A 23,630-nucleotide genomic window follows, 5' to 3' on the forward strand; every position below is an offset into this window, starting at 1 on the left:
CATTACATAGTTGAACATGTCAAACAAATCGCATACACTATGGAATAGGCCATTGCTAACGCTTTGGTCCCCATCTGCAACACCGCAGAGTTCTCTTTCTCAAATATCTCTTTCTGTAAACACCATCATCCTTGTGTGGTCGGGATGCGCCTTTGCCTTCCCTGCCCTCCTCAGCTCCTGCTGTATTCGCAATTTCAGCCCTCGCTGTATCCCTAAAATCACTTATACCTAAACGCTATTTAATATCACAAAATACCGCACTCCCCGTGCGCTATTTCCGCCATTCTTTTGGCGCACTTTCCATTACTATCGCAAAAATATCCGTATCCCATTGATTACTAAAAGTATTGTAACTTTGTTCCGTCGGTACAAAGTTAAGTGTATGTTTTTAAAGGTTTTTTATTGTTGACAGCATCATTATTTGGGCTTGTAAAGGCGCAAAATGTGTCAGTTTGTGACAATAGAAGAACTCTAAAAGCGTTCATCGAATAACGCACTTTTTGTATGGCTAACAACGCAGTTTAAAGGGTGGCAAACAATGGATAAATGCCAATTGATAGACATCCCAAGCGACCCAGAGAAGAAACGTGAGTGGATCAAGTACAAACTCAAGATCCAGGGGCTTTCTCTGGCCGCATTGGGCAGAAAACACAAAACATCTCGGCAGGTGGTGTCTACGGCACTCTATAAGCCCAGTCCACGCTGGGAACATGAGATAGCTACAGCTTTGGGTGTGAAGCCGTCTGAGATTTGGCCGGAGCGGTACGACGAAGAACACGAAATACCCCTCAGACATAAGGAGGCAAGCTGATGAAGAACAAAGCCAAGGCGCTAGTTCTGTCTGCGGCTCTCCTTTCATCAACAGCGAATGCTATTGACCTGAGCGGAACCATCTTCGACAAAGCAGCGAAAGCATATAACCTCGACCCTCTTCTAGTGTATTCGGTCGCATTGGCCGAATCTGCATCAGGGAGAGGTAATGGCTCTATAAGTCCTTGGCCTTGGACGCTTCGCGTTCCTGGGCTTCCTTTCTATGCTAAGTCGGAAGATCAGGCAAAGGCTAAGCTCGCTGAGTTTCAGCAGCAGTACGGTCGTGCCATTGATGTCGGGTTTATGCAAGTGAGCATCCGGTGGAATGGTCATAGAGTTTCTTCTCCAGCAGATCTTCTCGACCCAGAGACCAACGTCATGGTTGGGGCAGAGGTGCTATCAGAAGCCATTCAGTCATCTCCAAATGACTTGGAGCTTGGCGTTGGCCGCTATCACGCCTGGGAAGACGAAATCCGAGCCAGAAACTATGGTAGCCGAGTCTTGGCTATCTATCGCAACCTTCGTGATTTGTGAGGGGGGCGGAATGTTGGAACTGGATATTATTGGTGCGTGGGATGCAAGAGCCGTCAACCTCGATCAAGAAGAAGCTGATAGAAACGTCTACGAGTTCGATCTGACATTGTGGAACCTGCTATCCACTCTGGCAAAAGAACGTCCAGATGATGCGGCCTCACAATTTTCTTTGGGCATGGACACCGTTCAAAAGCTGTCACTGGCAACACCTTCCCAATTGGAAGCTCTGGCCTCTGGCGTGTTGATCTCTTTCAAACTCGAAACAGCAGAGCAGAACATCATCACGCGACTCTCTGGCGACTACGACCCTGTAGTTTTTATCAACCATAGTGTTGATGAATTTGATGCTGCCTACTGGTTACTATTTAACCGCGTCGCATCGAGAGACCCGGAGATGGCAAAGGAAGTTTTCGGGGTTTCGAGAGAGCTTGCGGAGCTGGTGGCTAAGGCAACAGACAGCCAGTTGCGCCACATGTCTGGAACAACGGTTACGCATTTTACGCTTCGTTTTGCTCCGAGCATCATTGAAGAAATTCTCGATGACAGCCGGGAAGAGTTAACACACCCGGTATTGAAAAAACTGCAACAGTCTCTACAGGGACGTGGGAGGTGGAGATGAACATTGGCAACTCTGGTACATTGGGTCGCTGGGTTACAGCTCGACACATGGCCCTTGCTGGGTACATCACAAAAATCATCATGATCGAGACTGGTCTGACCTACAAACAGGTCAGACGGCTTTACCAGGATCTGGAGAGGGACGGATATACTCTGGAACGAAAATCCAGAACTTTCCGGGGTGGTGCGACACTGATTCATAGTCACACATCCAAGATACAGGCCTCTCTTCTAATGCAGCTCTACTTCAACATTGGTGGAGAAGCCGTGTTGCGGTCTGTGAACATCAAAGCCTTGAACAAGGCATTTAGAATGTATCACGCAATCCGCAAAGAAGTGCCCGGAATGAAAGGTGCTCGGTGGGCTCCGTTTGATATTACTGATGCCTGGTGTCTTGCTTCGGAGCTGAGAAGTGGGGACGCAATGCTGGAGGTGTGCGACAACTGCAAGTGTACGTACTTCACCTCTGTTAATCAAAGAACCTGCGTTGAATGTCCGTTCTGCAAAGAACAAGGAAGGCATGGTGGTGGGGAGAAAGAGTGTGCTTGAGTAGACTATGACATTTCGGACCAGAAGATGAGCGCCCAAACTTTGCGGCGCTCATTTTTTTACTTCTTCTGTGGGATACGGTAGCGCTCCAGCTCGACAGCTCCCAACCCCTTGAAAGCATCCGGGCGACGTCCTTGCCCACTCCACGAAACTCCGTCTTTTGAATATTTAGCATTATCAGGTTCTGATCTGCTCGTGAACATTTCGTTGAGCAAGCCGATGTCCACACCGCAGGATTCCATGTCGCTCATTATTCGCTCAGCCTGAGCTCGCTTTTCTTTTTCTTCTTCTTCTCGCTTTTTGTACTCTTCCTCCAGTTCATTGAGAACGCCCTTCATTCTGTCAATGATCTCCCGAACTTCATCTAACGGGAGTCCTCGCAACAGGGTGCGAATGCGGCTTTTACGCTTTAACTCTGCGATTATTAACTCTCTACGTTCAGCCGCTGATAGCGTAGAGAACTCCTCGTGGTCTTTCATGTCATACGGAGCCCATCAGTTTTCCTTTAAGTGAATCACGTTGAGAGTTCAGTTTTGCGTCAGTCTGCACTGGCGAATTTTGATGCTGTGCAGGTTGACTCTCTGAACTCTGTTGCTCAAAAGACCCAATGTTGCCAGAAAATCGAAGAGAATAAAGACCCAATAGAGCAAGGGCGCGGAGCCGATCACTACGCGCCTTATGCTGCATCTGGGACAGTTCACGATAGAGCTCCGGAAAGGCTTGCTCCGATATGTTCAGATTAGATATTTTTCCATCCCATTTGCTACCAGCCACAACGACCTCCTATCTATCAGCCGCAGAACCAGAAGCCCCTGGCATTGGATGCCACGGATTCGTTGGGCAGTACGATCCTGCTCTTAGGGAAAAGCTCCTTGGCCGCATCTTGGTAAGCCTCGGCACCGCCGCCAGCCAGCAGAACTACGTCAGCATCCATCCCGTCCTCACGCATTGACTTCCGCATAGGGATCAAGGCGTTTTGAGCGACTTTGGTTGAGGCTTTCTTGAAGTAGTCTTTGATCGATACCTTTTCACCGTAGAGGAAGATTTCGGCCTTACCGGCACGAATAGCTTTCTCGATCTTTTCGATGCCAGGGGCACCGCCGTGGTCTTCCTGAATTAGCCGGTCCGTTTCCTGTAGCAACACCGACATCGCCTTGAGGCTGGTGCCAGATGAGTGATAGCGGACCTCTCCCTCTTCAAGAGCTACCCAGTCTACAGAAAAGAACCCAGGGTCAATTACAACGGTTTTTCCTCCCTGGATAATCTCCAGGAGGTCTTCATCTTTGGTTGAACTTACAACATCCATGTAAGCACCGGCAGGTTGAGGTACAACCACGACAGACTTAACCGCTACCGATCGTTTTGGCGTGATCTGGTGTTCACCCTCAAGCCGAGATTTCAACGCCTCTCTGCGCTCTACGTCCATGTACTGACTAACAGGCAGGCCAGTCACCAGCACATCGATCTCCTTCTGCTCGGACATCAGGAGTGCAGCGTAGAAAAGAGCCTTGTATGGATTGGTCGAAGGATAGTCGCCGTGAAGCTCACGCTCCCATCCTTGCAATCGGTCAGGCTCGACGCCTGCAACCCATTTCTCTCCATCAATCACAACCTGAATGCAGGTCCCTGCACCGCCAGTTAACTGTTGTGGCATCAGTTCCAATGGACCTGCCCCCACCGGCATGACGACTGTGCGAGCTTCCTCACCTTTATACCCCATTGCCATTTTCAGGTTGGAGTAACCAATATCCAAACCCAGAACAAATTGACTCATGAAATCCTCCAAAGATTGCTTTTAGATTGCTTTTCGATTGCTTGCCGCGTGTTGGATAGAGAATAAGGCTAAAAGCGGGGACAGATGGCCTGTGTAATTGCCCAAAAGGGGCATATAGGTTGCTTTTCGGTGGCTTTTTGATCGTTGAGTAAGGGAACCTATGGGAACGCTGCACGGATAGGCTCAGATAAACAGACCTTACCCTCGCATCGAGAACCGCTTGCCCTCCAGCATCGAGAGACGGTGGTAAAGAGGCATTTGGAATCTTTGATGCCATATCCAATATATTTGGAATCTTTAAATATAGATTCATATGTAAAGAGGCTGTGAAAGAATAAGAGCATCAAGATTCCAGATAGATTGAGGGAAATTTGACAAATTCCAAAGATGGGTTAGCCTAGTGACAGAACTAGATTCCAGTATTGGAATAATCAGCTTTAAATTCCAGATAGATAGTTATGTGGATAGGAATTGGATAGGAATTGGGAGGGTATTGAGGTGAGTCTACCAACAGAGCGATGGCTAGATCTGCTAGATCCGAAGCTCGAAGAAGAACGATCCGAGATAACAGAGGATCTGCTAGAGGCAGAGGGACGAGAGTTTGTTGCAGAGGTACGGAGCAAACTGGATCACGCCTTAGCGGTTCTTGCTGTCGAGGCGCAGCAGGAAGCGGACATGTACTGGAACGCGCACAAATCAGCGCGTGAAGAAGCGTCAGAGGACGAACAAGGGCGTGTCGGTACACGGGTTCGCATTCTAGGCGTATCACTCGTTGCAGAGTGGTATCGCAACAGATTTGTCGAACAAGTTCCCGGACAAAAGAAAAGGGTTCTATCGACACATATCAAGAAGGGTCGCGGTCATGCCTACAGCATGTCGCACTTCAAGAAAGAGCCTGTCTGGGCACAAGAGTTGATCCAGCAAGTTGAAACCAGGTATGCCGTGTTAAGACAACGCGCCACTGCCTTAGCAAAAATTCGCCGGGCGCTAAACGAGTACGAGCGCCAGCTAAACAAGACACATAGCGACGAGGTGTGACAACATGACAGCATCTGTAGCGGCCACTGAATTGGCGAAACTGGGGAAATGTGAAGCGATGATCAAGAAAGTCGCCAGCCATCCTCGCCCTGCCCTGTCAAAGCGCCCACAATCGCCACAGGGGACAGATAGCACCCTTCGGGGTGAGTTCGCTCATTTCCGATATGAAGCGGCAGCCCTGCGTTTTATGAGCGGCACTGCGGGGGCTAAGCGTCGCATCTACCAGCTAGTGTTTTCAGCGACGGTAGCAGCGGGAGCATTGACAATGCTGGCGGCATGGACCACCAGCTAGAAAGTATCGACGGAACAATCATGAGCAAGAGAACCAAAGACAAAGACCTGGAGAAACTCGACGTAATCAAAGACTCACCGCAAATGAGCCTGTTTGAGATCATTGAATCTCCGGCCAAGAAAGACGACTACTCCAACACCATCGAGATCTACGATGCGCTGCCGAAGTACATTTGGGACCAAAAGCGTGAGCATGAAGATTTATCCAACGCTGTAGTGACACGACAATGCACCATCAGAGGCCAGCATTTCACGGTGAAGGTGAAGCCAGCCATCATCGAGAAGGATGACGGAAGAACCGTGCTGATCTACGCGGGACAGCGAGAGGAAATCCTTGAGGATGCTCTACGCAAGCTCGCAGTGAACGGGAAAGGCCATATCATCGAGGGCAAGGCTGGAGTCATGTTCACTCTGTACGAACTCCAGAAAGAGCTCTCGAAGATGGGTCACGGGTACAACCTGAACGAAATCAAGGAAGCAATCCAGGTTTGTCGTGGCGCAACACTCGAATGTATCAGTGATGACGGTGAAGCCTTCATCAGCTCCAGCTTCTTCCCGATGGTGGGACTGACCACCAGAGGTGAGTTTCGCAAGAAAGGCGGGAACGCCAGGTGCTATGTGCAGTTCAACCCGCTGGTAAACGAATCGATCATGAATCTGTCGTTTCGTCAGTACAACTACAAAATCGGAATGCAAATCCGCTCCCCTCTTGCACGGTACATCTACAAGCGAATGAGCCACTACTGGACTCAAGCATCACCAGATTCGCCGTACACGCCATCGCTTATCAGCTTCCTGACCCAGAGCCCTCGTGAATTGAGCCCACGGATGCCGGAGAACGTCAGAGCCATGAAGCTCGCTCTGGAGGCCCTCATCAAACAAGAGGTCATAAGCGACTACGACGCGAACCAGATCAAGGATGGCCGCAGAGTCATCGACGTGCGGTACGTCATAAGGCCTCATGAGAACTTCGTGAAGCAGGTGATGGCGTCCAACAAGCGTAAGCAGCAGACAGAGCTACGGGCCATCAAGCACGGCATGATCGACCACGACATCATTGATGAACCCCAACGTAAGGGGAGATAGCCACCAGAATCTCCCACCCCCCAGGGAAAAGAAAGATAGGCGCGTCAGCGCCTTTTTTTATGCCAGAAGAAAGCGCACAAGGTACGCCCACCAGGCAGGACCGGAAACGGAATGCCTCCGCATATGGGGGAGCTGCACGGATAGAGCGAACGTGACCCCAGATGCAGCGTGGGCTGGGGCTCTATATATGGGATCGCTGCACGGTAGTCGCAAGCTGAGTCTCAGTATCGTGCAAGCGTAAGCCACGACGAAGGATAAGTGCCATGCTGCTCCAGTGGTTCCCGTAGAGTGGTTCCCGTAAGGTATTGATAGTTAAAGGGTGAGGATGTGGGGGACCTGCACGTTATGAGATTTGATATGTGGGTACGTTGCACGAAAGCAGGTCCTGAACCTCTCGATATATGGGAACTCTGCACGATTGACGAAGCAGAACAAAGATTGACAGATCAGGACAAACCTAAAAAAGCAGTCAAAATGACTCTAATAGTCCATAAAGTGATCACGCGCACACAAAAAGAGGCCAAAAGTTATCCACATTTCCTGTGCATAAACGGGGTTTTGGTATATGGGAACGCTGCACGATCATATGTGGGTACGCTGCACGGTGCAAAAAACGACCAAAATTGACATGTGGGTACGTTGCACGTTCAGAAAATTGTATATGGGGCGACTGCACGTATGACCTTAGACATGTGGGAATACTGCACGAACACCAGATCTGATATGTGGGAACGCTGCACGAAAGCTCTGTTTTGTAAGGATTTTGTGGAAAAAAGAGGGGTTCCGTGTGGATAACAGTGGATAAGATCCAAGGGTATGTGGGGACGTTGCACGGCAACCTATGGGAACGCTGCACGGCAACCTATGGGTTTGTTGCACGGAATAAATATGAAAACACCAGTAATATCAATGTGTTGAGTGGTGATTTAGAACGCCTAACCTGTCTTTAACCGTTTTTAATCCTTTATACAAAGATCTAAAGATCTTTATATTTATCCTTTTGATCACTGAACAAAAAATAATCAACACTGTTTTTTTAGAAAAAAGTCTCGTATGCAAGGCCGAACAGGACGAGTATCACCAACAAGATAAGCATCGACAGCACAAAGTAACCAGACTCGTACATCACAGCTTTGATCACAGAAACGACGCTGATCGATCTTCCAGAGATCCTCCCGATGATCCACTGAAACGCAACGAACGAACCAAGCCCACAGATCAGAACCACCGCTACGGAGACAAGTGCATGTTCCCTCAGGACAGACTCACTCAGGAAACCATACTGCATCCCCATCAATACAAGCCTGCCAATGCCAAAACCCAGGCCCAATGCAACAGCTCCACGAACCAGCACGACCTTCAACGACTGGAGCCATGTCAGCTCAAGATCCATCCCCTTACGGGAAGACCGACGCACCAGCACCGTAGATATGCCCAACCCCAAAAACACCAAAAAAACAAAATCCAACATTGCCACCTCTGCACAAATCAATCAGAACCACAGGCCTCTCGGCCAAATGCGCCACCAGGGAGAACCCACTTCTGCCCCTCCGGCACAAAAATCGGGAGCGTGTAATCTTCTCTGGATACCTGCTCCAATGCCTCAACATCACTAATCTGTATCGGCGCAACAGCAGAACCTAAATCTATTACGTCGATTTTTTTTCTTGATACCGTCACACCAAAGGTTTGTTCATACTGAGCAATTTTCCCAGCTCGTTCAGGCCAGTAGTGACGGATCGTGGACCAGATACGCTGTGAGTTGTAGATGCAGGTCATACACGACGACCGGCTCCAGCCAAGGCGATAAGGGACTGGGGCCAGGATGCGGTGACGCTCGATTACTTCCCATACCTCCTCCTCAGTCCAATGAAGAACGGGCCTCCAGGCATCAACTAACCGTGCAGTCTTCCCATATCTTCTGTCACAGGCATGAGCCTCAAGCTGGTTGTACTTGGATCTGTTTGCACTTTCCTCCCGGCGCTCACCAGTGATGAAAAGGATCTTCTTCCCCTTGAAGCGCTCCTGGTTATTAAGAGCTCTGCGGCCAACATCGATCTTCAAGGCTGATGAGCACCACCTTGTTTGGAGTGATGGCGATTGCTGAGGGAAACGAAGGCGCGTACCAGGCTTAGAGCGCTTATGGTCTCTAGGCAGCACCAGAAGCCCCTCAGGCGTCTCTACACGATGGGGGTGGCTATAGGCATTGTCTTTGAGCATTTCGCCCTCAAAGCCGCCCTCAAGCCACGAGAAGTACATTGGGATACCCAGTTCTTCCCCGAGCTGACGACAGTAATCACGCATGAAGGCCCAATCCATCAACGAACTGCCTTCCTGACCATCAACATCATGGTGCCAGAACTCCACCTTTGACTTATCAACACCCATGTCCACCAGCCGCAAGTACGCAGCAATCGAGTCTTTGCCTCCAGACAGGCAAACAATGATGTGATCGTACAAACTCAGGTCCACATCCGGAGCGGAGAAGTACGTTGTTCTATCGTCACAACGCTGACTGGAAGATATGCCGGTAAGAACCGACTCCAGTGATGGCAACACCACCTGGTCATCGAACAAATCTCCTTGGTTTTCTCGTCTCAACATAAGTCGCTCTTTTTTCTTTACTGGGTTGTTTTTATGATTTACAGTATTATAAAATGATACTGTGAAAAGTAAAGTTTTCAGAACGACTAATCACTCAGGAGAACTTGATAAGCACCAGAAAGCAATCTAAAGGTGGTTTTTCGGTGAGGTTAGTTCAGGGGCAACCTGCCGCTGCTGATTGGAAATCATCAAGAAGTGGCTTTTTGGTGGGGTTACGGTTTGAAGGGGTGAGTATGTGGGAACGTTGCACGGTTAAAGGGGGCCGCACATGAAAACGATAAAGCGGTTCATCGTATGGGTGAATTACGGTCTTGAGGGTTGGAGCATTTTCGGATCGAGCGATGACTGGGATGAAGCGGTATCCATCCGTTCGGAAGCGATAGACGAATGCAATATTGACGAGGAAGACATCATCTTGGCAGAAAACAAAAACGAGCTGGTGGTAAAACCTGCGGCCAAGCAAATGACGGAGTGGCACCGGGAACTGGAAGCCGTCCTTATGACCTTGGATGACTGCCAGATGGAATGTGACGGTATGACATGGGCAGTAAGCCACCTACTCAATGAAGCGGGTGTACCTCATGACTGCATGTATGGCTTTGTGCGAAACGAACAGACCAAGGACATCGTGACACCGCATTTCTGGGTTGTCCTGGATGATGGGTGGCTGGTGGATCTGAGGCTACGCATGTGGCTGGGCGATCACGACAACATTCCTCACGGGGTATTCCATCCCGATAACGAGCCAGGACTTTTCTACAAGGGAGACCCGGTTCAAAACCATAAAGGGATGAGACTGGGCAAAGCCGTCCTGGACATCATGACCGACGGAAAACTTTCACATGTGAAAGTTCCTGAACGACAAGACGGAGAGTAATAGCGTGGAATTTGATTACGACAAGTCAGTATCAAACGCACATCTTGAGGCCGCAGGCTGGGGTATGGATGCCTTTAACCACTCCAACCCATTTGAGAGTCATGTCATCTATGTGCGTGACTACCGCAACGATCACATCCGCCTGTTCACCATCAAGCAGGCTGACTTCGACACGATAAAGCTGCCGCTTCACCTTACCTCCGACATGCTGGCTTCGGTGATCGCTGAGTTCGTATCGAAGGCAGCAAAAGGGAAGTTGAATACGAAGGAGTCCGACACGCTGGCTCCTGCCTTGGTTGGCTATGCCAAATCAACAGAAACCTACCGGAGCTGGCGGAGAGTTTCTGGAGCAACAGAGCGATTGCATATGGTCATCAATATCTATGCGGGTTCTGAATTGCTGAGACCTTTCATCGCTCGGGCTCCTGAGACCGTCCTGACGACCCAAGAGCTACTGGTCTTCTCATCACAGGTTAAGAGCATGGATGTATCCAATCATCCAGAGTGGTTTAGGGGCCGGAGGTAGTCATGAAGCCAGTTCTCTGGATATTCGTCCTGATCATCGCCCCTTTCGTCATTGCGAAAGTGGACCAATGGCGCAAACGCGGCATTGGAGACACCTGGGCGTGGTGGAAATCAGAGAACATGCCTTATGAGCTGCGCTCGGCCACTCTGTTTTTGTCCGAACAGGACATATCAACCACACAGCCGGTGCCCATGCACGGCAGGGTTGATCAGGTGTACCAAACCAAGAATGGGGTTCTCATTCCCTTGGACACCAAGCTGCGCCAGGTAAACCACATCTATGAGTCGGACATTATCCAGCTCTCGGTTTACCGGGTAATTCTGTCACACAAGTACAAGGCACCCGTTGCCAAGTACGGCTATGTCCGAACCGTTGTTGAGACAGCGGACGGGGATAGAGTCCGTTACATCAAGACAAACCTTCTCAGCGAAAAAGAAGTGGTCAAGCTGTGGCACCGCTATCAATCCATCCGTTCTGGTCAGGTAAAAACCTCCTGTTCCTGTGGCGGAAAGTTTCACATGTGAAAGTTCTGGATTGAATCAGGGTTGCCCGAATTGGGCAGCTAGGCGGGGTTGCATTTTTGAAAAGTCCTGTACGCTGGTTGGTATAGGAGGTGAATAGTGGCCCAGCTTAAACATAACCGCTTCGTCATGTTGGGGTCCTTGGTAGCGACGGTCGTAGCTGCCGCCAATGGCTTGAGTTTTCTCACCCTTATGGCTGGTGGAATGACCCTTCTCCAGTTCATGGCTTGGAAGCAACAAGATGCTGTCCGGAGCCGGTTTAAAGCTGCGAAGGATGCGTTTGAAGCGTTGAACGTCATTGCGTTCGACAAGCACTGGGTAGGTTCAACCGCGACGGTCGCCAAAGTGTCGAACATGATCACTCCGCCCGAACGACTGGATAAGCCCTGGGCGGTGCAAGTTCTGGCCGTGACCAAAGGTGGGACGTGGTTCGCGGTGGATCTGCAAGTGACCGGCACTGACAAGGTTCAGATGCTTAGCCTCCACCAGCTTAGTGAAAAGGCGGCAAAGACCATGCTGGCCTTCGACCTCGAAGTGTATGAGAAATTTTTCGGAAAACCTGATGTTGCATGAGGACAATGTGATGGAAAAAGTCAAAAGCGTAGATGCCGTGGAGTTCACGGCAGCAGATAAGAAGGCGATGACCCATGCGGCATACGCCCAGTGTTTCTTCATTCTGGCCCAAGTGATGGCATTCCCTTCCCTGGGGGTGGCTGGCGCTATGGTTGCTGCTCTGTGCGGCATGATGCCGTGGTTGACCAAGTTCGCCAAAGAGGCTCCATCGAAAGCCTTTGGCATGGTGATGGCTTCACTCTGCCTTGCTCCTGTGTACGGGAAACTCTGTGAGCTGGTGGTCCACGCGATTCAGGGAGCTTGAGCTTATGGGGGTAGTACGAGTTCCCTACCTCTTGGCTGAGCTGAAAGAACGCGGATGTGCTGATGAATCTGCTCTGGCGCAGGTTATGCAGCCTGGATGCCGAATTGGAGAGGAAGACCTGCGGAAGTTGGCCGCAAATTTAGGGCTTGAAGTGTCCGAGCTGGCACCAGCGCCAGAGAACGCGGCCAACACCCGGTTCAAAGCAAAGCTGAGAGGAGGTTTGGCCTCCTTTCTTTTTGAGTACGACGGCTGTTTCCGACATGCAGAAGGCTCCAGCCATGCAGAAATGTTGGGTATCGAGCAAGAAGACGACATAGGTCTTCCGAGTCGAGCTGCTGACGCCATGCTCCTGGAGAAGACGCTTTACCAGGTAATCGCTCGGGCTAAGTACATGCTCGGCAAAATCGACAGCAAGTTTGTCAGGTCAGAACAAGCAATCGAGTTCCGTGAGCAACTTGCTCCTGGGATCTTCAAACCAGGTTACAGAGGTTTCCGATTCAAGGAGGCTGCCGCTGGTGATTTGCCTACTGTCATGATTGACGGTCGGAAGTTCAACTGCGTTGCCAGCATAGCCAGAGCACATGGACTTGATCCGGTAACGGTGCGTAGGCGCATTGCGGACACCGGGAAGGCCGCAGACAAACTCTCCAATGATGAGTGGAAGCTCATCCTCGCCAAGAAAAAAGGTAAAGGGAAACCCTTCACCTATCTGGACAGGACCTACAGCAACATTGCTCAGTTCTGTCGTGAGCATCAGCTCAACACCAACCTTGTTTACCAGAAAGTCAAAGACCGGGCTGATAGCGCTGATGAAGAGTTCTGGGGACTGATAATCGAAACATGCAAAAGGAAAAACTAATGGCAGAAAACAAAGAGATCCCCTGGGAGAAAGAACTCATTGAGAAGTACATGTTCACCCTGCATAAAGAGCAGGTGAAAGACCGGCGCTGGCGGACCATGTTGCGTGTGCTTCGCGCATCTGGTTTCGTGCTTCTCATGATCGGCTTCATCATTTTGGCATCTAATCCGGGTGGGATGCCGTGGCAAAGCGCCAAGGCAGGAGCCCCTCACACCGCGTATATCAACATCCGTGGTGAAATTGCTGCTGGCACTCTGGCCGATGCTGATCACCTTATCCCGTCCATCCAAGCTGCATTCGACAACCCGAACTCACAAGCTATCGTGCTTCGCATAAACAGCCCTGGCGGTAGCCCGGTTCAAGCAGGACGGATTTATGACGAAGTGAAGGCGCAGCGAGCCCTTCATCCGGAGAAAAAGGTCTACGCCATCATTGATGACATCGGTGCCTCTGGCGGTTACTACATCGCCTCTGCTGCGGATGAAATCTATGCTGACCGCGCCAGCCTTGTCGGTTCTATCGGCGTCATCAGCTCGGGGTTTGGATTCACCGGCTTGATGGACAAGCTCGGCATCGAGCGCCGGGCTATCACTTCCGGAGAGCACAAAGCGCTTCTCGACCCATTCTCCCCTCTTACCTCTGACATGAAGAAATTCTGGGAGGGCGTTCTATCGAAAACCCACCAGCAGTTCATCGAACGAGTGAAGGCTGGGCGGGGTGATCGACTGAAAGACGACCCAGAGGTGTTTTCTGGATTGCTCTGGAACGGGGAGCAGGCCAAAGACATTGGGCTGATTGATGGCCTGGGTAGTTTGAACTCCGTGGCGCGAGACGTCATCCACCAGAGCAACTTGGTGGACTACACACCAACCGAAGACATCATCCGGCGACTGACCCAACGAGCGAAGCTCGAAGCCAGTTCCTTCGTGCAAGAACTCAGCGCTGTGAAAGTTTACTGATAGGAGCAGTTTGATATGACAGAACAAAGTACCAAATCACTACGTCTCGGGGTTGTTGCCGCCATTCTTTTGGGGCTCGTAGGAACCGGGTTCGGGATCTACCAGTTCGTGAAAGAGAAGGATCTGGCGCAAGAGATCGCCAACGTGAAGTCTACGGTCAACCAGGTGAAGGATGCCGAAGGCGTCACCTTCAAAAGCAAGGCAGAGTTTGAAGCTGCTGTGGCCGAAAGCATCAACAAGTTTGTCGCGCAGAAACAACAAGCCGACATCGATCAGAAGTATGCCCAGTTCGAGGCAGCACCTGAGAAGGTCGAAGAAGGCAAACACATCTACGGGGACCTTGGTGCTCGGTTCACGCTGGTGGAGTTCTCCGATATGGAGTGCCCATTCTGCAAGCGATTCCACGACACACCCAAACAAATTGTGGATGCCAGCAAAGGCAATGTGAATTGGCAGTGGAAGCACATGCCTCTCGATTTCCATAACCCGGCAGCTCACAAGGAAGCTCTGGCCGCTGAATGTATTGCTGAGCAGAAGGGCAACCGTGGCTTCTGGGTCTTCGTTAACGACATTTTCCACCATACCCAGGGGAATGGTGGCGGTGTTGCTGACCTGGCCTCTGTTGTCACTGGTGTTGGTGCTGATCTGGATGCGTTCCGGGAGTGCCTCGGCTCAGGAAAGTACGAAGACAAGGTTGAAGCTGACATCCAGAAAGCCAAGAGCTATGGCGTCAACGGGACACCAGCCACTTTTGTAGTGGACAACCATACCGGCAAGAGCCAGCTTCTCGGCGGCGCTCAACCGGCGCAAGCCATCATGGCCGTGATGCGAAAAATGATGATTGAGTCGCAACAAGACGACTCCGCGAACCAATAAAAACTTTCACATGTGAAAGTGGAGTGAGAACTGATGATCAAGATTACAACTAAATTGGGATGCCTTCTGGCGGGGCTGCTTGTCCTGTCGGCTTGCTCAAGCGTCCCTCAGCCAAACAACGAATACGCGAAGGCCTTGGATGATACCAAACAGGTATGCGCTGCCTGTGCCCTGGTTGGTAATGACCTGCTGGTTGCCCTCAACAAGTCATGCGACACCCCAATGACCCCCGAGACTCTTACAAGCGTCATGAACAGTAACCCGATGTTTGCCGCCATGATGGCAATTAACTCCATAGGTGGAACCGACTTCTATCAGGTTTACCGTGATGCGGCCATAGACACCCTGCGGTGCAATGAAATGGACAGTTGGCCTGATCGGACCAAGGTGCGTTTCCAGCAGCCCGACATGCAAAAGGCGCTGGCCTTGAGGGTTTCTGCCAGACAGCAGAAGGCAAATTAACTTTCACATGTGAAAGTCAGGCTCTCCGGGGCCTGATTTCACTATGAGGTGAATCTATGGAGTTACAAGAAGCAAAAGAGGCTCTCGATAGCCTTCATCCACACAAGGCCTCAGCGCCTTTGAGGCTTGTCATCCACCAGCCAGGTGGGATTGGTGGAACCCCTACAGTGGGGGTGAAAGCTATTCACGCAGGCTTTGACTGGGACAGCAACACCATCCTGATCTATCCGGAAGAGCAGCTCACCCGGTTGACGCCGGATGAGGTCGCCGCCATCACGAAGTCAGTATCGAAAGGACAGTCCTGGCATTCATATCAGCAGTTCAAGAAGTATCGGGAGCAGTTGGCCGAAGCCACGGAAGAAATTAATAGGCTCAGGGCTGAGCTGGGCAGGTATCAGAATAACGGGAGGGGGTAATGCTAAAACGCGGAATTATCAATCTCGCTGCTAGTTACATCATTGTTGATGCCCTACTCCGGAATGCAGCAATTTGGATCTTTGGCTTGTCCTTCTCCGTTGGTGGCACTTACGTCACTGGCGAGGCCAGTACATGGGTCGTTTACCTAGCCACTTCTGGTGCCATGACACTCTGTTCTGTCGTAACAGCCTACCTGCTCGTGACCTATCACCGCTGGGGGCTGATGACGGCCAGGGTCTGGTTGCTATTGAGTGCCTGCCTAAACGGCTATGCCGTCTATTTGAGTAGCCACAACATCCAGTTGGTGGTGGCACTGCTTTCCAGCCTGTTTATTGCTTTGTGGATGCTCAAGACCCTTGAGCAACCAGCAGTGAAGGGGACGTACAAGGTAATCGCTGATCTTCACCGTCAGCTATGGGGAATGTTGAAGGGGCAAACACAATGACGACGAATACTCAAAACGCGAACGCCAACCAGGTTCGGTCTTTACGCGACATGCTTGTCCCCGCCCTGTTGTTCTATGTGGTGATGACGGCCATGTTTGTGGGTCTTGACGCATTCATGGATAAACCCACCAGCATGAACCTGCCATTTATGCCGTTCCTTGTCTCGATGGTGAGTTTTACCAGTGACGCACGTCGAGCGTGGGACTGGCGAAACGGGACCAAGGTTGTAGCTGTATTGACTGCGGTAGCCATGCTGTTGGCATTCATCTATCAGCTCGCGGTCGGAGAGATGAATCTCTTAGGGGTTGGTATATACCCGGCCACAGCCATCCTTCTGTTGGCAATCTCCTGGGTGATTCGCGCTATCGGAAAGACAGCACCTTTCCAGTTCCTGGGGAGACACCTGGCGCGGTTTGGTGCATCGAAGTGGGTCCAGCGTACCGCCGCAGTCATTGTGCTCGCGGGAGGCCTTGCCATCACTATCTATGCCTACTGGCTTAACCACGGGAGCTGATGATGATCATTGCAACGAAGAACGGCTTTCTGGTGGCCGCAGAACTAATCAGGGAAGAGGCCGGGTACTGGCTACTACAGCCTCGTGACCAAAAGACGCCGGTCAGGGTGAATAAGCAGGATAACAATAAACGCGCTTTCACGCATATGGGAGACGCCCTTCGCTGGGCCGGTGATCCTGAGCTTGCAAAGCAATTCGATGCCGAGGGGGAAGAACATGCAAATTCGTGACTACATGACAAAGTTGTTTGACGCATTTGGTGATGTGGAGGAAGTCACCCGAGAAATGCTTCTGGAGCAGGCGGAGCTCATTCATACGATCAGCGATAAGTGTCAGAGCACAGGCCTGTTTCTGGATAGTCAGGTTCGTTTCAACCAGTTCGTTCAAGAGATTGAGGCTGACGACAAGGTAGAGGATCGGTTGCTTCATGCTTGGTGCTGGGTAATGGACCGAATAGTGAAGGCTCCAACATCCTTTCACATGGATGGGGCTGTGATTTTGACAATGCCTCTGGTCGCCAGATACCTGCCACCGGTTGAACAGGAGCCGGAAACCATCGTGGTGAATCTCGATGAGGACTACAAGGCTCCTGTAGGCAACCAAACGCTCTGCGAGCTCGTTATGGAACGGAGGCATTGGCCGCAAGGTGCAACCTGTGCGACCCAAGAAGCGGACGGGGGAGTCCTCTACTGGGACGCCCCGGTTGATGTGGTAGAGGAAGGCAGAAAGGTCGCCGGTAAGCACGGCATGATGGCCGAGATCGGATTGAAACATCAGGTTGATGCCTGGTATGCAGATATGGACGAAACACGGCTCGCAACCGATTGGAACACCGCCGTCATTACGCCTCACTGCTTGCTGCTTTCCTATCTGGATGTGCTTCAAAAGAACAAAGTTCCCTTTGATGAAGGTGTGCAGCTCGCTGCCGAATGGGTGAAGCAACTTGGCGGGGAATTTCGTGAAGACACTGAGGAAGCGCCGGAAGCTGAGGCTTCAGTGCTTTCCCTGGGGAGAGCCACGGCTCATTGCTTTAAACCCTATCCGGACACAAAAAATTTCTATTACGAGGCCTAAGCCTCACCCAAACAGGAGGATCAACATGCGATACCAGGTATTTAAAACGAAGGAAGGGGGCCAGCCGGTGTTTACGGCACCGTGGTACTGGTTGGCCTCTGCCATTGCTCACTGGTCATCTCTTAACTGGGATGCCTGTCGAATCGTAGACAGCAAGGTGGATGAAACAAGGCTCTGTTGGGCCAAGGCTCTACCGGCTGGGAAAAAAAAGTAATTTGGATGGAGTGATTATGAGGTTAGGTTTTGTGAAAAATACGGGGGTTTCAGCGTTCCTGGTAGCCATGCTGGTGGTGGCCCCTCAGGTATGGGCAGAAACCTTTACTGCGAAGGTTGTGGGGGTGTCTGACGGTGATACGGTCAAGGTCCTGACTGAACAAAGCTGTGACTCCGGGAAAGATTGCCGGAGCGGCAAAATCCAGTACCGGGTAAGGCTGGCGGAAATCGACACCCCAGAGAAGAAACAACCCTACGGCTCAAAGGCGAAACAGGCGTTGTCCGATCTGGTGTTTGGTCGAATGATTAAAGTCGAGCAAATCGACAAAGACCGTTATGGCCGTCTGGTCGCCAACCTTTATGTCGATGGCAAATGGGTCAATGCCGAAATGGTCCGTTCTGGGAGTGCGTGGGTGTACCGGCAGTACGCCAAAACACCGGAGCTGTTCAAGCTGGAGGCCGAAGCCAAAGCCGATAAGCGAGGTCTCTGGGCATTACCGGAATCGGAGAGAACTCCCCCTTGGGAGTGGCGAAGAAAGCACTAACCACACCCCAGAGTATGCAGGTGTAAACAGTAACCAAGAAAACAAACAGGAATAACGATGAACAAAAGTGAACTGATTATGAAAGTGGCCGAAGACGCTGACATTAGCAAAGCAAAGGCCGAAGCTGCGGTAAATGCGCTGATCAACTCAGTGACAGAGGAGCTTAAAGCGGGTGGGACAGTAGCGCTCACTGGGTTTGGTACTTTCCACGTTAAGGAACGCGCAGCGCGAACCGGGCGGAATCCCCAGACTGGAGAGAACATCCAGATCGCGGCGGCCAACATTCCTGGGTTCAAAGCTGGTAAGGGGTTGAAAGACTCCGTGAACTAGATCTTAATCATGTGACACATGAATAAGGTTTACATAAGGCTCCTTCGTGGGAGCCTTATTCATATCAGACATGAATAAGGGGAAGGGATGAGATTGTCGTCAACTCAAAAAGACGTTTTGTTCATTCTATACGCAATTGAGGCCGGTGGAAAAGCCGAGCCTGTACCAGGTGTAAAAATACTGGAGATGATCAATTCAGCTCGCCAGAGCGGTATTCATGGAACGAACTTCCGAACGTCATGCCACACGCTGGTGGAGAACGGCCTGTTGAACAAGTACCGGAATGCTTCTCTAAAGCTGGCCTTTAGGCTGACCGACGATGGCAGGGAACGTGCAGGAGAGATATACCGAAAACGGCTGGAAGAAGAGCAAGAGAAGTAATACGCCCCATAACGGGGCGTATCGAGTTAAACGGCAAAGCCGTAGTGGGTGCCGTCCGGAAGTTCAACATCGAGGCGTAGCTTGCCACCGGAGGCCTCAACGTACCGCTTAATGGACGACAGCTTGAGATCTCGTCCAGGTTTTTCCATCTCGGAGACTGTCGGCTGTCTCACACCCAGAGATGCAGCAATTTCCCCCTGGGTAAGGTTCATGCGATCACGAAGCTCTGCCAAGTGGATGTTCAGTAACATCTCAGTGGCCGCTTTCTGTGCTTTGGCAACAACCTCAGGCTTTTCTGTTGCCAGCATTTGGTCAAGAGTTCTTGCCATAACGTCACTCCTTCTTCAATTTATCCAAGTGCGCCGCAAACTCACGGTCTGCAATTGGGATCATTACTTCATAAAACCTTTTCTCGTCCCCGGTCTTGTTACCGGCGCAGAGAAGAATCCCCTTACGCTTTGGATCGAACGCAAAGAACGCTCTGATAGGATCTCCTTTGCTTTGGACCCGAAGCTCTTTCATGTTGCTGTAGGATGAACCGTTAACAGTATCCGCGTATGGCCTCGACAGCATGGGGCCTCTATCTCGCAGCACCATCATCGAAGCCAGCACGTTTGCTCTATCGGTATCATCCAGAGCATCGAACCACTCATCAAAGGTGTCGGTTGTCTCGATGACCCACATGATTTCTCCTTACTTAATATAGGTGCAATCCTATATAGATTCAAACCTATAATCAAGAAAAATCGGCGGCGATGGGGGCCGAAATGTCAGTAAGTAGTCATGTGACTAAAATAGGGGGTAGAATAAGCCTCGATATAGTCATGTGACTAAAAGGTGTCCTGAATGAACAACCTACCCCTACTGCTCGATGCAAGAGAAGCCATTGACTACTACCACCAGCATCCAGGCATGACTGATGCAGAAAAGGCCTATGTGGTCGCGTTCCTAAGCGGAGAGGGGCGTTCAAACAGTCAGATCAGAGAGGATCTGGGTATTGAGAAGGTCTATACGGTTACACACCTGAAACGCGCCGGTACGCTATCGGAGGAAGAGCTAACACTCTGGCTCAGAAATCCACGCAAGATCACCCTGGGGCATGTGAGGGCCGTGGCTAAGTTACCTTTCAGCAAGAGAGAAAAGCTCCTGAGGGATCTCCTGCATACCAGGACACCGGTTCATAAATTTGAGGCGATAGCGAAGGGCAAAGAAGTGGACAGGGATGCAGACATTAAGCGCCTGGAGACCCTGATGAGCGATGCTACGGGTAGGCCTATCAAAGTTCGCTATAACCCCGCGAAGCGCTCCGGGGAACTGACGCTGGGATTCTTCACGCTCGATGACCTGGATGACGTGTGCAAGGCTTTGGGGTTTGATCCAAGCGAGCAGATGTAAACCAGAAAACTTTCACATGTGAAAGTCTTGCAAGGTGTCTTTTTATTGTTTACAGTATCATAAAATGAATCTGTAAAGGTGCGCGATGAATGTGCTTCCAACGAAAAGCTGGCCTTGGGCGTTATAACTCAACCAGACCTGAGTGGCTGGCGGCGTACCGAAACGCAAGATGTATGAGAAGCTCAGGTAAAGAACCTGATGCTTCTCTTTCCGGGATAGCTTGGAAGGCGCAACTCATTGTTGCCCATGAAAGAGGCAGAATTGACAGCCTGGCTGTCCCTTTGGATGCCAGATTGATAGCAAAGAACCTCATCGACGAGATCCTTGCTGAGGAGAACTGATGGACGAAAAAATTACCTACGAAGAAATGCTTGAACAACTCGACCAGAAAGGCATCCGCGTCACCAACGGGGCGAGACGGCTTTATGTCGCGTTGAACAACGGAGTCAAAGCTGAGGTGCTGGGTAACTGCGGTCCCGCCACAATCAGCTTGGTTGACGGGATGATTGTTGTGGAAGAGCAGACTCTCCACTAAGGGCAGCAGCATGGGCAAAAAAGTACACATCATTTGTGGAAAGTGCGGCAGTGACGAGATGAACTTTGTCATCAATGAACACTGTCCAGACGATCCCCAGAATGTTGCCAGTATGTCCTGCTCAAATTGTTGCGAACTGACAGGCATAGCCGAGTGGTCGGAATTTAATGGACGTGAGCTGAAAGGTGAAGCCGTCGCCCTATCAACACCGGCAAACGTGAATGCTCTTCTAGGATTGCTTCGCCAGGCGATGGACAGCGTTGAGTATCGCCTCTATGGCGGGGACATGTCATTGAGCGGTAATGATGCTGCCGAACTCATAGACCTCCAGGAGCGAGCTGAGAAGGTCTTGTCTGTTCTTCGGAGTGATCAGCATGAGTGATTTATACGAACCGCTTGAGTTTGTGTTCTGCGGCTTTAGGAAAGGGGACGCTGGGCTATTTATCTCGGTAGCCACTTTGCGCGATGGTGTTTTAGGCCGTGAGATGTATTTCTCAAAGGGAAAAAGCAAAAGGCGCTGGGTTGTCGGTGGCATTTACTCAGGGGCCTCGTTTTCGGACAACGGAGCAAAAGGTCTGGATGATGCTCATTACGTTAAAGCATGGGAAGTGCAAGGCGACAAGATAGAGTGGCAAGCAAAAAGCGAGCAAGCCGAAGCCTTGGCGCGAAGCGAGAAACTTGAAGCCGACGATAGGAAGCGCAATGAACTCGAAGAGCTGATGCTACCCATCAGGAAGCAATATGGGGCATTAACAAAGCGACGTGATAGGGCAGGGGCCGCAGCTCTTGAAGAAGCTGTCCTGAGAGCGCTGAGAGCGCCCATCAGGAAGGCTGAGGAGAAATAACCGTGGAGCCAGTCTTAGCTAAAGCATTCGCCGGTTTTAAAGTCGTAGCTGTAAGTGCCCATCAGATTGGCTTTTCGGCTTTTCTTGCCATTGGTGTTTGCTGGCGCTTTAGGGGTCGCAAGTACGCCATAGAACAGGATACCAACAAGTGCCGCTTGCCACGCGAAAACAGCAACCAGAATCCAAAAAGCAGCAGCCAGAACCGGCAGTTTGTGCAGAAGGTTGAGCACCGACTTGGCCCAAATCACTGCCGGGATAGCCAGCACTGCGTAACCCCAGTTGGTGGCCTCAAGCATAGCCAGGCCAAGAATAACAACAGCCATCAGCGCGATATTCAGTACATGTTTCATGGTCATCTCTCCTTTTCAACTTACACTTTTATCCTATCACAGCATTAAAAAATGCAACTGTGAAAGGGCATTTTTCATTCAAAAAGAGGTGACACTTTGAGTGCAATTATCAGCAAGTGCGGCATGTACAGATACCGTCTGGAAAGGGATGTGCAACCCGAAGGCCTTGTGTTCGGTTATTTTGGTGTAAACGGCTCTACGGCCACGGCCACCGAGGACGATCACACGGTCAGAAAGTGGATAGGGTTTACCAAGGTCAACGGAGGGAGGCGATTCATAGTCGGTAATGCTTTTGCTTTTCGGGCGACCGACGTTCGAGAGCTGGCTACGGCGGTTGATCCTGTCGGGCCTGAAAATGAAATCCACTTGGAAAGGATTATTCGGGATGCTGATGTCTTGGTGCCCTGCTGGGGGAGCCGAACTAAGCTGCCTAAGTCTTTGCATGTTCATTTGGACAGGCTTTTAGAGCAGCTCGTTGCATCTGGGAAGCCGGTATTGGCATTTGGCGTGACTGGTTCGGGGGACCCGAAGCACCCACTAATGCTTGGATATTCGACAAAACTTGTGCCCTGGGGAGGAAAATAATTATGTCGATGCTTGAAGCACGTTACTTCGTGGCAAAGATAAGCGATGCACAGGCCGTGCTCTGCGATGAGGAGCTGGCGACACTGGAAAGGCTGATCCGGAAGGTTGATGATGGCCGCAGAGCAAATGGCAAGAGCTCGCTTACTTGCGTTGTTGTCGAAGAAGATTGGCCGAACTGGCAGCAAACGGTTGACTCTGTACTTTCACTTGCTGACGGGAAAGACAACGATTGGACCAATGCCACACCAGAACAAATCAAGGCCTTTTGGGTCGATGACTCAGTTTGGAAAACTCTGGATGGCCGGGATAAATGGATTGAAGATCTCGACCTGCTGGTGGACGGTTCCCCGGTGGCTTCTGAGTGGGAACCTTTTGGCTTGGAATCAGGGCAGTCTGTCGTCATACGAGGCGGATGGATAGAAGGGAATGCCTTGAGTGATGATGGCGTACCGCTAGTGCAGGCATTCGTCGCTTGGAAACAGGGCCAAGACAACCACTAAAGGAAAATTACTTCGGAAGGGCGGCTATGGCCGCTTTCTTTTTAATATTTACAGCATCACATAATGATACTATGATGTTGTTAATTTACTTGGGGAGGCGCTTATGCTCACTGCTAAATGTATAGGGTGCGGATGCACCGATGATCACGCTTGTGTTGAAAAGGCACTGTTGCAAAGTTAGCGATGAGGCAGCCTTTTGTCTTATTCAAAGGCCTTACATTTCAAAAACTCTGCTTACC

General features: G+C 50.8%; 38 protein-coding genes. 30 read left to right on the top strand and 8 right to left on the bottom strand.

What is annotated here, in order from left to right; genetic code table 11:
- Nucleotides 1–538: 538 nt before the first annotated feature.
- The 4 genes from R7Z47_RS21725 to R7Z47_RS21740 are packed head-to-tail and all read left to right on the top strand — an operon-like array spanning nucleotide 539 to nucleotide 2,511.
- Complete coding sequence (locus R7Z47_RS21725) at nucleotides 539–811, top strand: transcriptional regulator (protein ID WP_000356489.1); 273 nt, start codon at nucleotides 539–541, stop codon at nucleotides 809–811.
- A complete protein-coding gene (locus tag R7Z47_RS21730) occupies nucleotides 811–1,344 on the top strand; it encodes a transglycosylase SLT domain-containing protein (RefSeq protein WP_000790610.1) in 534 nt (177 codons plus the stop codon). The genes R7Z47_RS21725 and R7Z47_RS21730 overlap by 1 nt, the downstream gene beginning before the upstream one ends.
- Nucleotides 1,345–1,354: 10 nt before the next feature.
- Nucleotides 1,355–1,963, top strand: coding sequence for a hypothetical protein (locus R7Z47_RS21735; RefSeq protein ID WP_000891157.1), 609 nt, complete (start codon nucleotides 1,355–1,357; stop codon nucleotides 1,961–1,963).
- Nucleotides 1,960–2,511 (top strand): FlhC family transcriptional regulator, encoded by a 552-nt coding sequence (locus R7Z47_RS21740; RefSeq protein WP_001020646.1) that lies wholly within the window; start codon nucleotides 1,960–1,962, stop codon nucleotides 2,509–2,511. The genes R7Z47_RS21735 and R7Z47_RS21740 overlap by 4 nt, the downstream gene beginning before the upstream one ends.
- Nucleotides 2,512–2,570: 59 nt before the next feature.
- On the opposite strand, the gene R7Z47_RS21745 is transcribed toward R7Z47_RS21740, so the two are convergent.
- The 3 genes from R7Z47_RS21745 to R7Z47_RS21755 are packed head-to-tail and all read right to left on the bottom strand — an operon-like array spanning nucleotide 2,571 to nucleotide 4,285.
- Entirely contained in the window at nucleotides 2,571–2,990 is a 420-nt protein-coding gene (locus R7Z47_RS21745) for an H-NS family nucleoid-associated regulatory protein (protein ID WP_000651490.1), read from the bottom strand.
- A 1-nt stretch (nucleotide 2,991) separates the two neighbouring features.
- Nucleotides 2,992–3,285, bottom strand: coding sequence for a hypothetical protein (locus R7Z47_RS21750; RefSeq protein ID WP_000919078.1), 294 nt, complete (start codon nucleotides 3,283–3,285; stop codon nucleotides 2,992–2,994).
- A 16-nt stretch (nucleotides 3,286–3,301) separates the two neighbouring features.
- Complete coding sequence (locus R7Z47_RS21755) at nucleotides 3,302–4,285, bottom strand: ParM/StbA family protein (RefSeq protein ID WP_000077458.1); 984 nt, start codon at nucleotides 4,283–4,285, stop codon at nucleotides 3,302–3,304.
- 471 nt (nucleotides 4,286–4,756) lie between these two features.
- On the opposite strand from R7Z47_RS21755, the gene mobI reads away from it, so the two are divergent.
- The 3 genes from mobI to R7Z47_RS21770 are packed head-to-tail and all read left to right on the top strand — an operon-like array spanning nucleotide 4,757 to nucleotide 6,700.
- Nucleotides 4,757–5,323, top strand: a complete 567-nt coding sequence (gene mobI, locus R7Z47_RS21760) for a conjugative transfer protein MobI(A/C) (RefSeq protein ID WP_000375812.1) — start codon at nucleotides 4,757–4,759, stop codon at nucleotides 5,321–5,323.
- Nucleotides 5,324–5,327: 4 nt separating this feature from the next.
- Nucleotides 5,328–5,615: a hypothetical protein gene (locus R7Z47_RS21765; protein ID WP_000127321.1), complete on the top strand. Its 288-nt coding sequence runs from the start codon at nucleotides 5,328–5,330 to the stop codon at nucleotides 5,613–5,615.
- Nucleotides 5,616–5,635: 20 nt separating this feature from the next.
- Nucleotides 5,636–6,700, top strand: a complete 1,065-nt coding sequence (locus tag R7Z47_RS21770) for a RepB family plasmid replication initiator protein (RefSeq protein WP_000044787.1) — start codon at nucleotides 5,636–5,638, stop codon at nucleotides 6,698–6,700.
- Between the two features lie 1,036 nt (nucleotides 6,701–7,736).
- Here R7Z47_RS21770 and R7Z47_RS21775 read toward each other — a convergent pair.
- Together R7Z47_RS21775 and R7Z47_RS21780 are read right to left on the bottom strand one after the other, a co-directional pair.
- Nucleotides 7,737–8,171 carry a hypothetical protein gene (locus R7Z47_RS21775; RefSeq protein ID WP_000883925.1) on the bottom strand — a complete coding sequence of 145 codons (435 nt, stop codon included), beginning with the start codon at nucleotides 8,169–8,171 and terminating at the stop codon, nucleotides 7,737–7,739.
- Nucleotides 8,172–8,188: 17 nt separating this feature from the next.
- The gene (locus R7Z47_RS21780) at nucleotides 8,189–9,304 is read right to left on the bottom strand and encodes a phosphoadenosine phosphosulfate reductase family protein (RefSeq protein WP_000946102.1); all 1,116 of its coding nucleotides are present in this window, start codon (nucleotides 9,302–9,304) and stop codon (nucleotides 8,189–8,191) included.
- Between the two features lie 268 nt (nucleotides 9,305–9,572).
- On the opposite strand from R7Z47_RS21780, the gene R7Z47_RS21785 reads away from it, so the two are divergent.
- The 17 genes from R7Z47_RS21785 (at nucleotide 9,573) to R7Z47_RS21865 (ending at nucleotide 19,181) form a co-directional block, all read left to right on the top strand.
- Complete coding sequence (locus R7Z47_RS21785) at nucleotides 9,573–10,181, top strand: hypothetical protein (protein WP_000849071.1); 609 nt, start codon at nucleotides 9,573–9,575, stop codon at nucleotides 10,179–10,181.
- A 4-nt stretch (nucleotides 10,182–10,185) separates the two neighbouring features.
- A complete protein-coding gene (locus R7Z47_RS21790; RefSeq protein WP_000393785.1) occupies nucleotides 10,186–10,707 on the top strand; it encodes a hypothetical protein in 522 nt (173 codons plus the stop codon).
- A gap of 2 nt (nucleotides 10,708–10,709) precedes the next feature.
- Nucleotides 10,710–11,231: a hypothetical protein gene (locus R7Z47_RS21795; RefSeq protein WP_000805800.1), complete on the top strand. Its 522-nt coding sequence runs from the start codon at nucleotides 10,710–10,712 to the stop codon at nucleotides 11,229–11,231.
- A gap of 96 nt (nucleotides 11,232–11,327) precedes the next feature.
- The gene (locus R7Z47_RS21800; RefSeq protein ID WP_000057877.1) at nucleotides 11,328–11,801 is read left to right on the top strand and encodes a hypothetical protein; all 474 of its coding nucleotides are present in this window, start codon (nucleotides 11,328–11,330) and stop codon (nucleotides 11,799–11,801) included.
- 10 nt (nucleotides 11,802–11,811) lie between these two features.
- Entirely contained in the window at nucleotides 11,812–12,105 is a 294-nt protein-coding gene (locus tag R7Z47_RS21805) for a hypothetical protein (RefSeq protein ID WP_001370730.1), read from the top strand.
- Between the two features lie 4 nt (nucleotides 12,106–12,109).
- Nucleotides 12,110–12,964, top strand: a complete 855-nt coding sequence (locus R7Z47_RS21810; RefSeq protein ID WP_000539392.1) for a hypothetical protein — start codon at nucleotides 12,110–12,112, stop codon at nucleotides 12,962–12,964.
- Nucleotides 12,964–13,923: a S49 family peptidase gene (locus R7Z47_RS21815; protein ID WP_000829616.1), complete on the top strand. Its 960-nt coding sequence runs from the start codon at nucleotides 12,964–12,966 to the stop codon at nucleotides 13,921–13,923. Before R7Z47_RS21810 ends, R7Z47_RS21815 begins: the two co-directional genes overlap by 1 nt.
- Nucleotides 13,924–13,938: 15 nt before the next feature.
- Nucleotides 13,939–14,799: a DsbA family protein gene (locus R7Z47_RS21820; protein WP_000139698.1), complete on the top strand. Its 861-nt coding sequence runs from the start codon at nucleotides 13,939–13,941 to the stop codon at nucleotides 14,797–14,799.
- Nucleotides 14,800–14,832: 33 nt separating this feature from the next.
- On the top strand, nucleotides 14,833–15,261 hold the full coding sequence (locus tag R7Z47_RS21825) for a hypothetical protein (RefSeq protein WP_000591074.1): 429 nt from the start codon (nucleotides 14,833–14,835) through the stop codon (nucleotides 15,259–15,261).
- A gap of 56 nt (nucleotides 15,262–15,317) precedes the next feature.
- Entirely contained in the window at nucleotides 15,318–15,677 is a 360-nt protein-coding gene (locus R7Z47_RS21830) for a hypothetical protein (protein ID WP_000422768.1), read from the top strand.
- Nucleotides 15,677–16,123 (top strand): Fe3+-siderophore ABC transporter permease, encoded by a 447-nt coding sequence (locus R7Z47_RS21835; protein ID WP_000919345.1) that lies wholly within the window; start codon nucleotides 15,677–15,679, stop codon nucleotides 16,121–16,123. Before R7Z47_RS21830 ends, R7Z47_RS21835 begins: the two co-directional genes overlap by 1 nt.
- Nucleotides 16,120–16,638: a nitrite reductase gene (locus tag R7Z47_RS21840; protein WP_000210756.1), complete on the top strand. Its 519-nt coding sequence runs from the start codon at nucleotides 16,120–16,122 to the stop codon at nucleotides 16,636–16,638. The genes R7Z47_RS21835 and R7Z47_RS21840 overlap by 4 nt, the downstream gene beginning before the upstream one ends.
- Nucleotides 16,639–16,640: 2 nt before the next feature.
- On the top strand, nucleotides 16,641–16,868 hold the full coding sequence (locus R7Z47_RS21845; protein ID WP_001447532.1) for a hypothetical protein: 228 nt from the start codon (nucleotides 16,641–16,643) through the stop codon (nucleotides 16,866–16,868).
- A complete protein-coding gene (locus R7Z47_RS21850) occupies nucleotides 16,855–17,712 on the top strand; it encodes a hypothetical protein (protein ID WP_001167032.1) in 858 nt (285 codons plus the stop codon). Before R7Z47_RS21845 ends, R7Z47_RS21850 begins: the two co-directional genes overlap by 14 nt.
- 230 nt (nucleotides 17,713–17,942) lie before the next feature.
- Nucleotides 17,943–18,470: a thermonuclease family protein gene (locus R7Z47_RS21855; RefSeq protein WP_001236377.1), complete on the top strand. Its 528-nt coding sequence runs from the start codon at nucleotides 17,943–17,945 to the stop codon at nucleotides 18,468–18,470.
- Between the two features lie 57 nt (nucleotides 18,471–18,527).
- Nucleotides 18,528–18,800 carry an HU family DNA-binding protein gene (locus R7Z47_RS21860; protein ID WP_001043047.1) on the top strand — a complete coding sequence of 91 codons (273 nt, stop codon included), beginning with the start codon at nucleotides 18,528–18,530 and terminating at the stop codon, nucleotides 18,798–18,800.
- Between the two features lie 87 nt (nucleotides 18,801–18,887).
- Entirely contained in the window at nucleotides 18,888–19,181 is a 294-nt protein-coding gene (locus R7Z47_RS21865) for a chromosome segregation protein ParM (protein ID WP_001239997.1), read from the top strand.
- Between the two features lie 26 nt (nucleotides 19,182–19,207).
- Here R7Z47_RS21865 and R7Z47_RS21870 read toward each other — a convergent pair whose 3' ends face one another.
- Nucleotides 19,208–19,510: an XRE family transcriptional regulator gene (locus R7Z47_RS21870; protein WP_000124640.1), complete on the bottom strand. Its 303-nt coding sequence runs from the start codon at nucleotides 19,508–19,510 to the stop codon at nucleotides 19,208–19,210.
- Nucleotides 19,511–19,514: 4 nt separating this feature from the next.
- A complete protein-coding gene (locus R7Z47_RS21875; RefSeq protein WP_000270043.1) occupies nucleotides 19,515–19,865 on the bottom strand; it encodes a type II toxin-antitoxin system RelE/ParE family toxin in 351 nt (116 codons plus the stop codon).
- A 162-nt stretch (nucleotides 19,866–20,027) separates the two neighbouring features.
- Between R7Z47_RS21875 and R7Z47_RS21880 the strand changes: the two genes are divergently transcribed.
- From R7Z47_RS21880 to R7Z47_RS21895, 4 genes are all read left to right on the top strand, one after another.
- Complete coding sequence (locus tag R7Z47_RS21880) at nucleotides 20,028–20,576, top strand: transcriptional regulator (RefSeq protein ID WP_001061574.1); 549 nt, start codon at nucleotides 20,028–20,030, stop codon at nucleotides 20,574–20,576.
- A gap of 340 nt (nucleotides 20,577–20,916) precedes the next feature.
- Nucleotides 20,917–21,111, top strand: coding sequence for a hypothetical protein (locus tag R7Z47_RS21885; protein ID WP_000343597.1), 195 nt, complete (start codon nucleotides 20,917–20,919; stop codon nucleotides 21,109–21,111).
- A gap of 10 nt (nucleotides 21,112–21,121) precedes the next feature.
- Nucleotides 21,122–21,493, top strand: coding sequence for a hypothetical protein (locus R7Z47_RS21890; protein WP_000516916.1), 372 nt, complete (start codon nucleotides 21,122–21,124; stop codon nucleotides 21,491–21,493).
- Entirely contained in the window at nucleotides 21,486–21,956 is a 471-nt protein-coding gene (locus R7Z47_RS21895) for a hypothetical protein (protein ID WP_001281821.1), read from the top strand. The genes R7Z47_RS21890 and R7Z47_RS21895 overlap by 8 nt, the downstream gene beginning before the upstream one ends.
- 14 nt (nucleotides 21,957–21,970) lie before the next feature.
- Here the strand turns inward: R7Z47_RS21895 and R7Z47_RS21900 are convergent, their stop codons facing one another.
- On the bottom strand, nucleotides 21,971–22,306 hold the full coding sequence (locus R7Z47_RS21900; RefSeq protein WP_000683476.1) for a hypothetical protein: 336 nt from the start codon (nucleotides 22,304–22,306) through the stop codon (nucleotides 21,971–21,973).
- Nucleotides 22,307–22,402: 96 nt separating this feature from the next.
- Here R7Z47_RS21900 and R7Z47_RS21905 point away from each other — a divergent pair, with 96 nt between their 5' ends.
- Together R7Z47_RS21905 and R7Z47_RS21910 are read left to right on the top strand one after the other, a co-directional pair.
- On the top strand, nucleotides 22,403–22,891 hold the full coding sequence (locus tag R7Z47_RS21905) for a DUF1643 domain-containing protein (protein WP_001273096.1): 489 nt from the start codon (nucleotides 22,403–22,405) through the stop codon (nucleotides 22,889–22,891).
- A 29-nt stretch (nucleotides 22,892–22,920) separates the two neighbouring features.
- Nucleotides 22,921–23,391, top strand: coding sequence for a hypothetical protein (locus tag R7Z47_RS21910; RefSeq protein WP_347880240.1), 471 nt, complete (start codon nucleotides 22,921–22,923; stop codon nucleotides 23,389–23,391).
- The last annotated feature ends 239 nt before the right edge of the window (nucleotides 23,392–23,630 follow it).

Origin of the sequence: Vibrio sp. 1641 (genome assembly GCF_033339995.1) — a bacterium.
Lineage (GTDB): Bacteria > Pseudomonadota > Gammaproteobacteria > Enterobacterales > Vibrionaceae > Vibrio > Vibrio alginolyticus.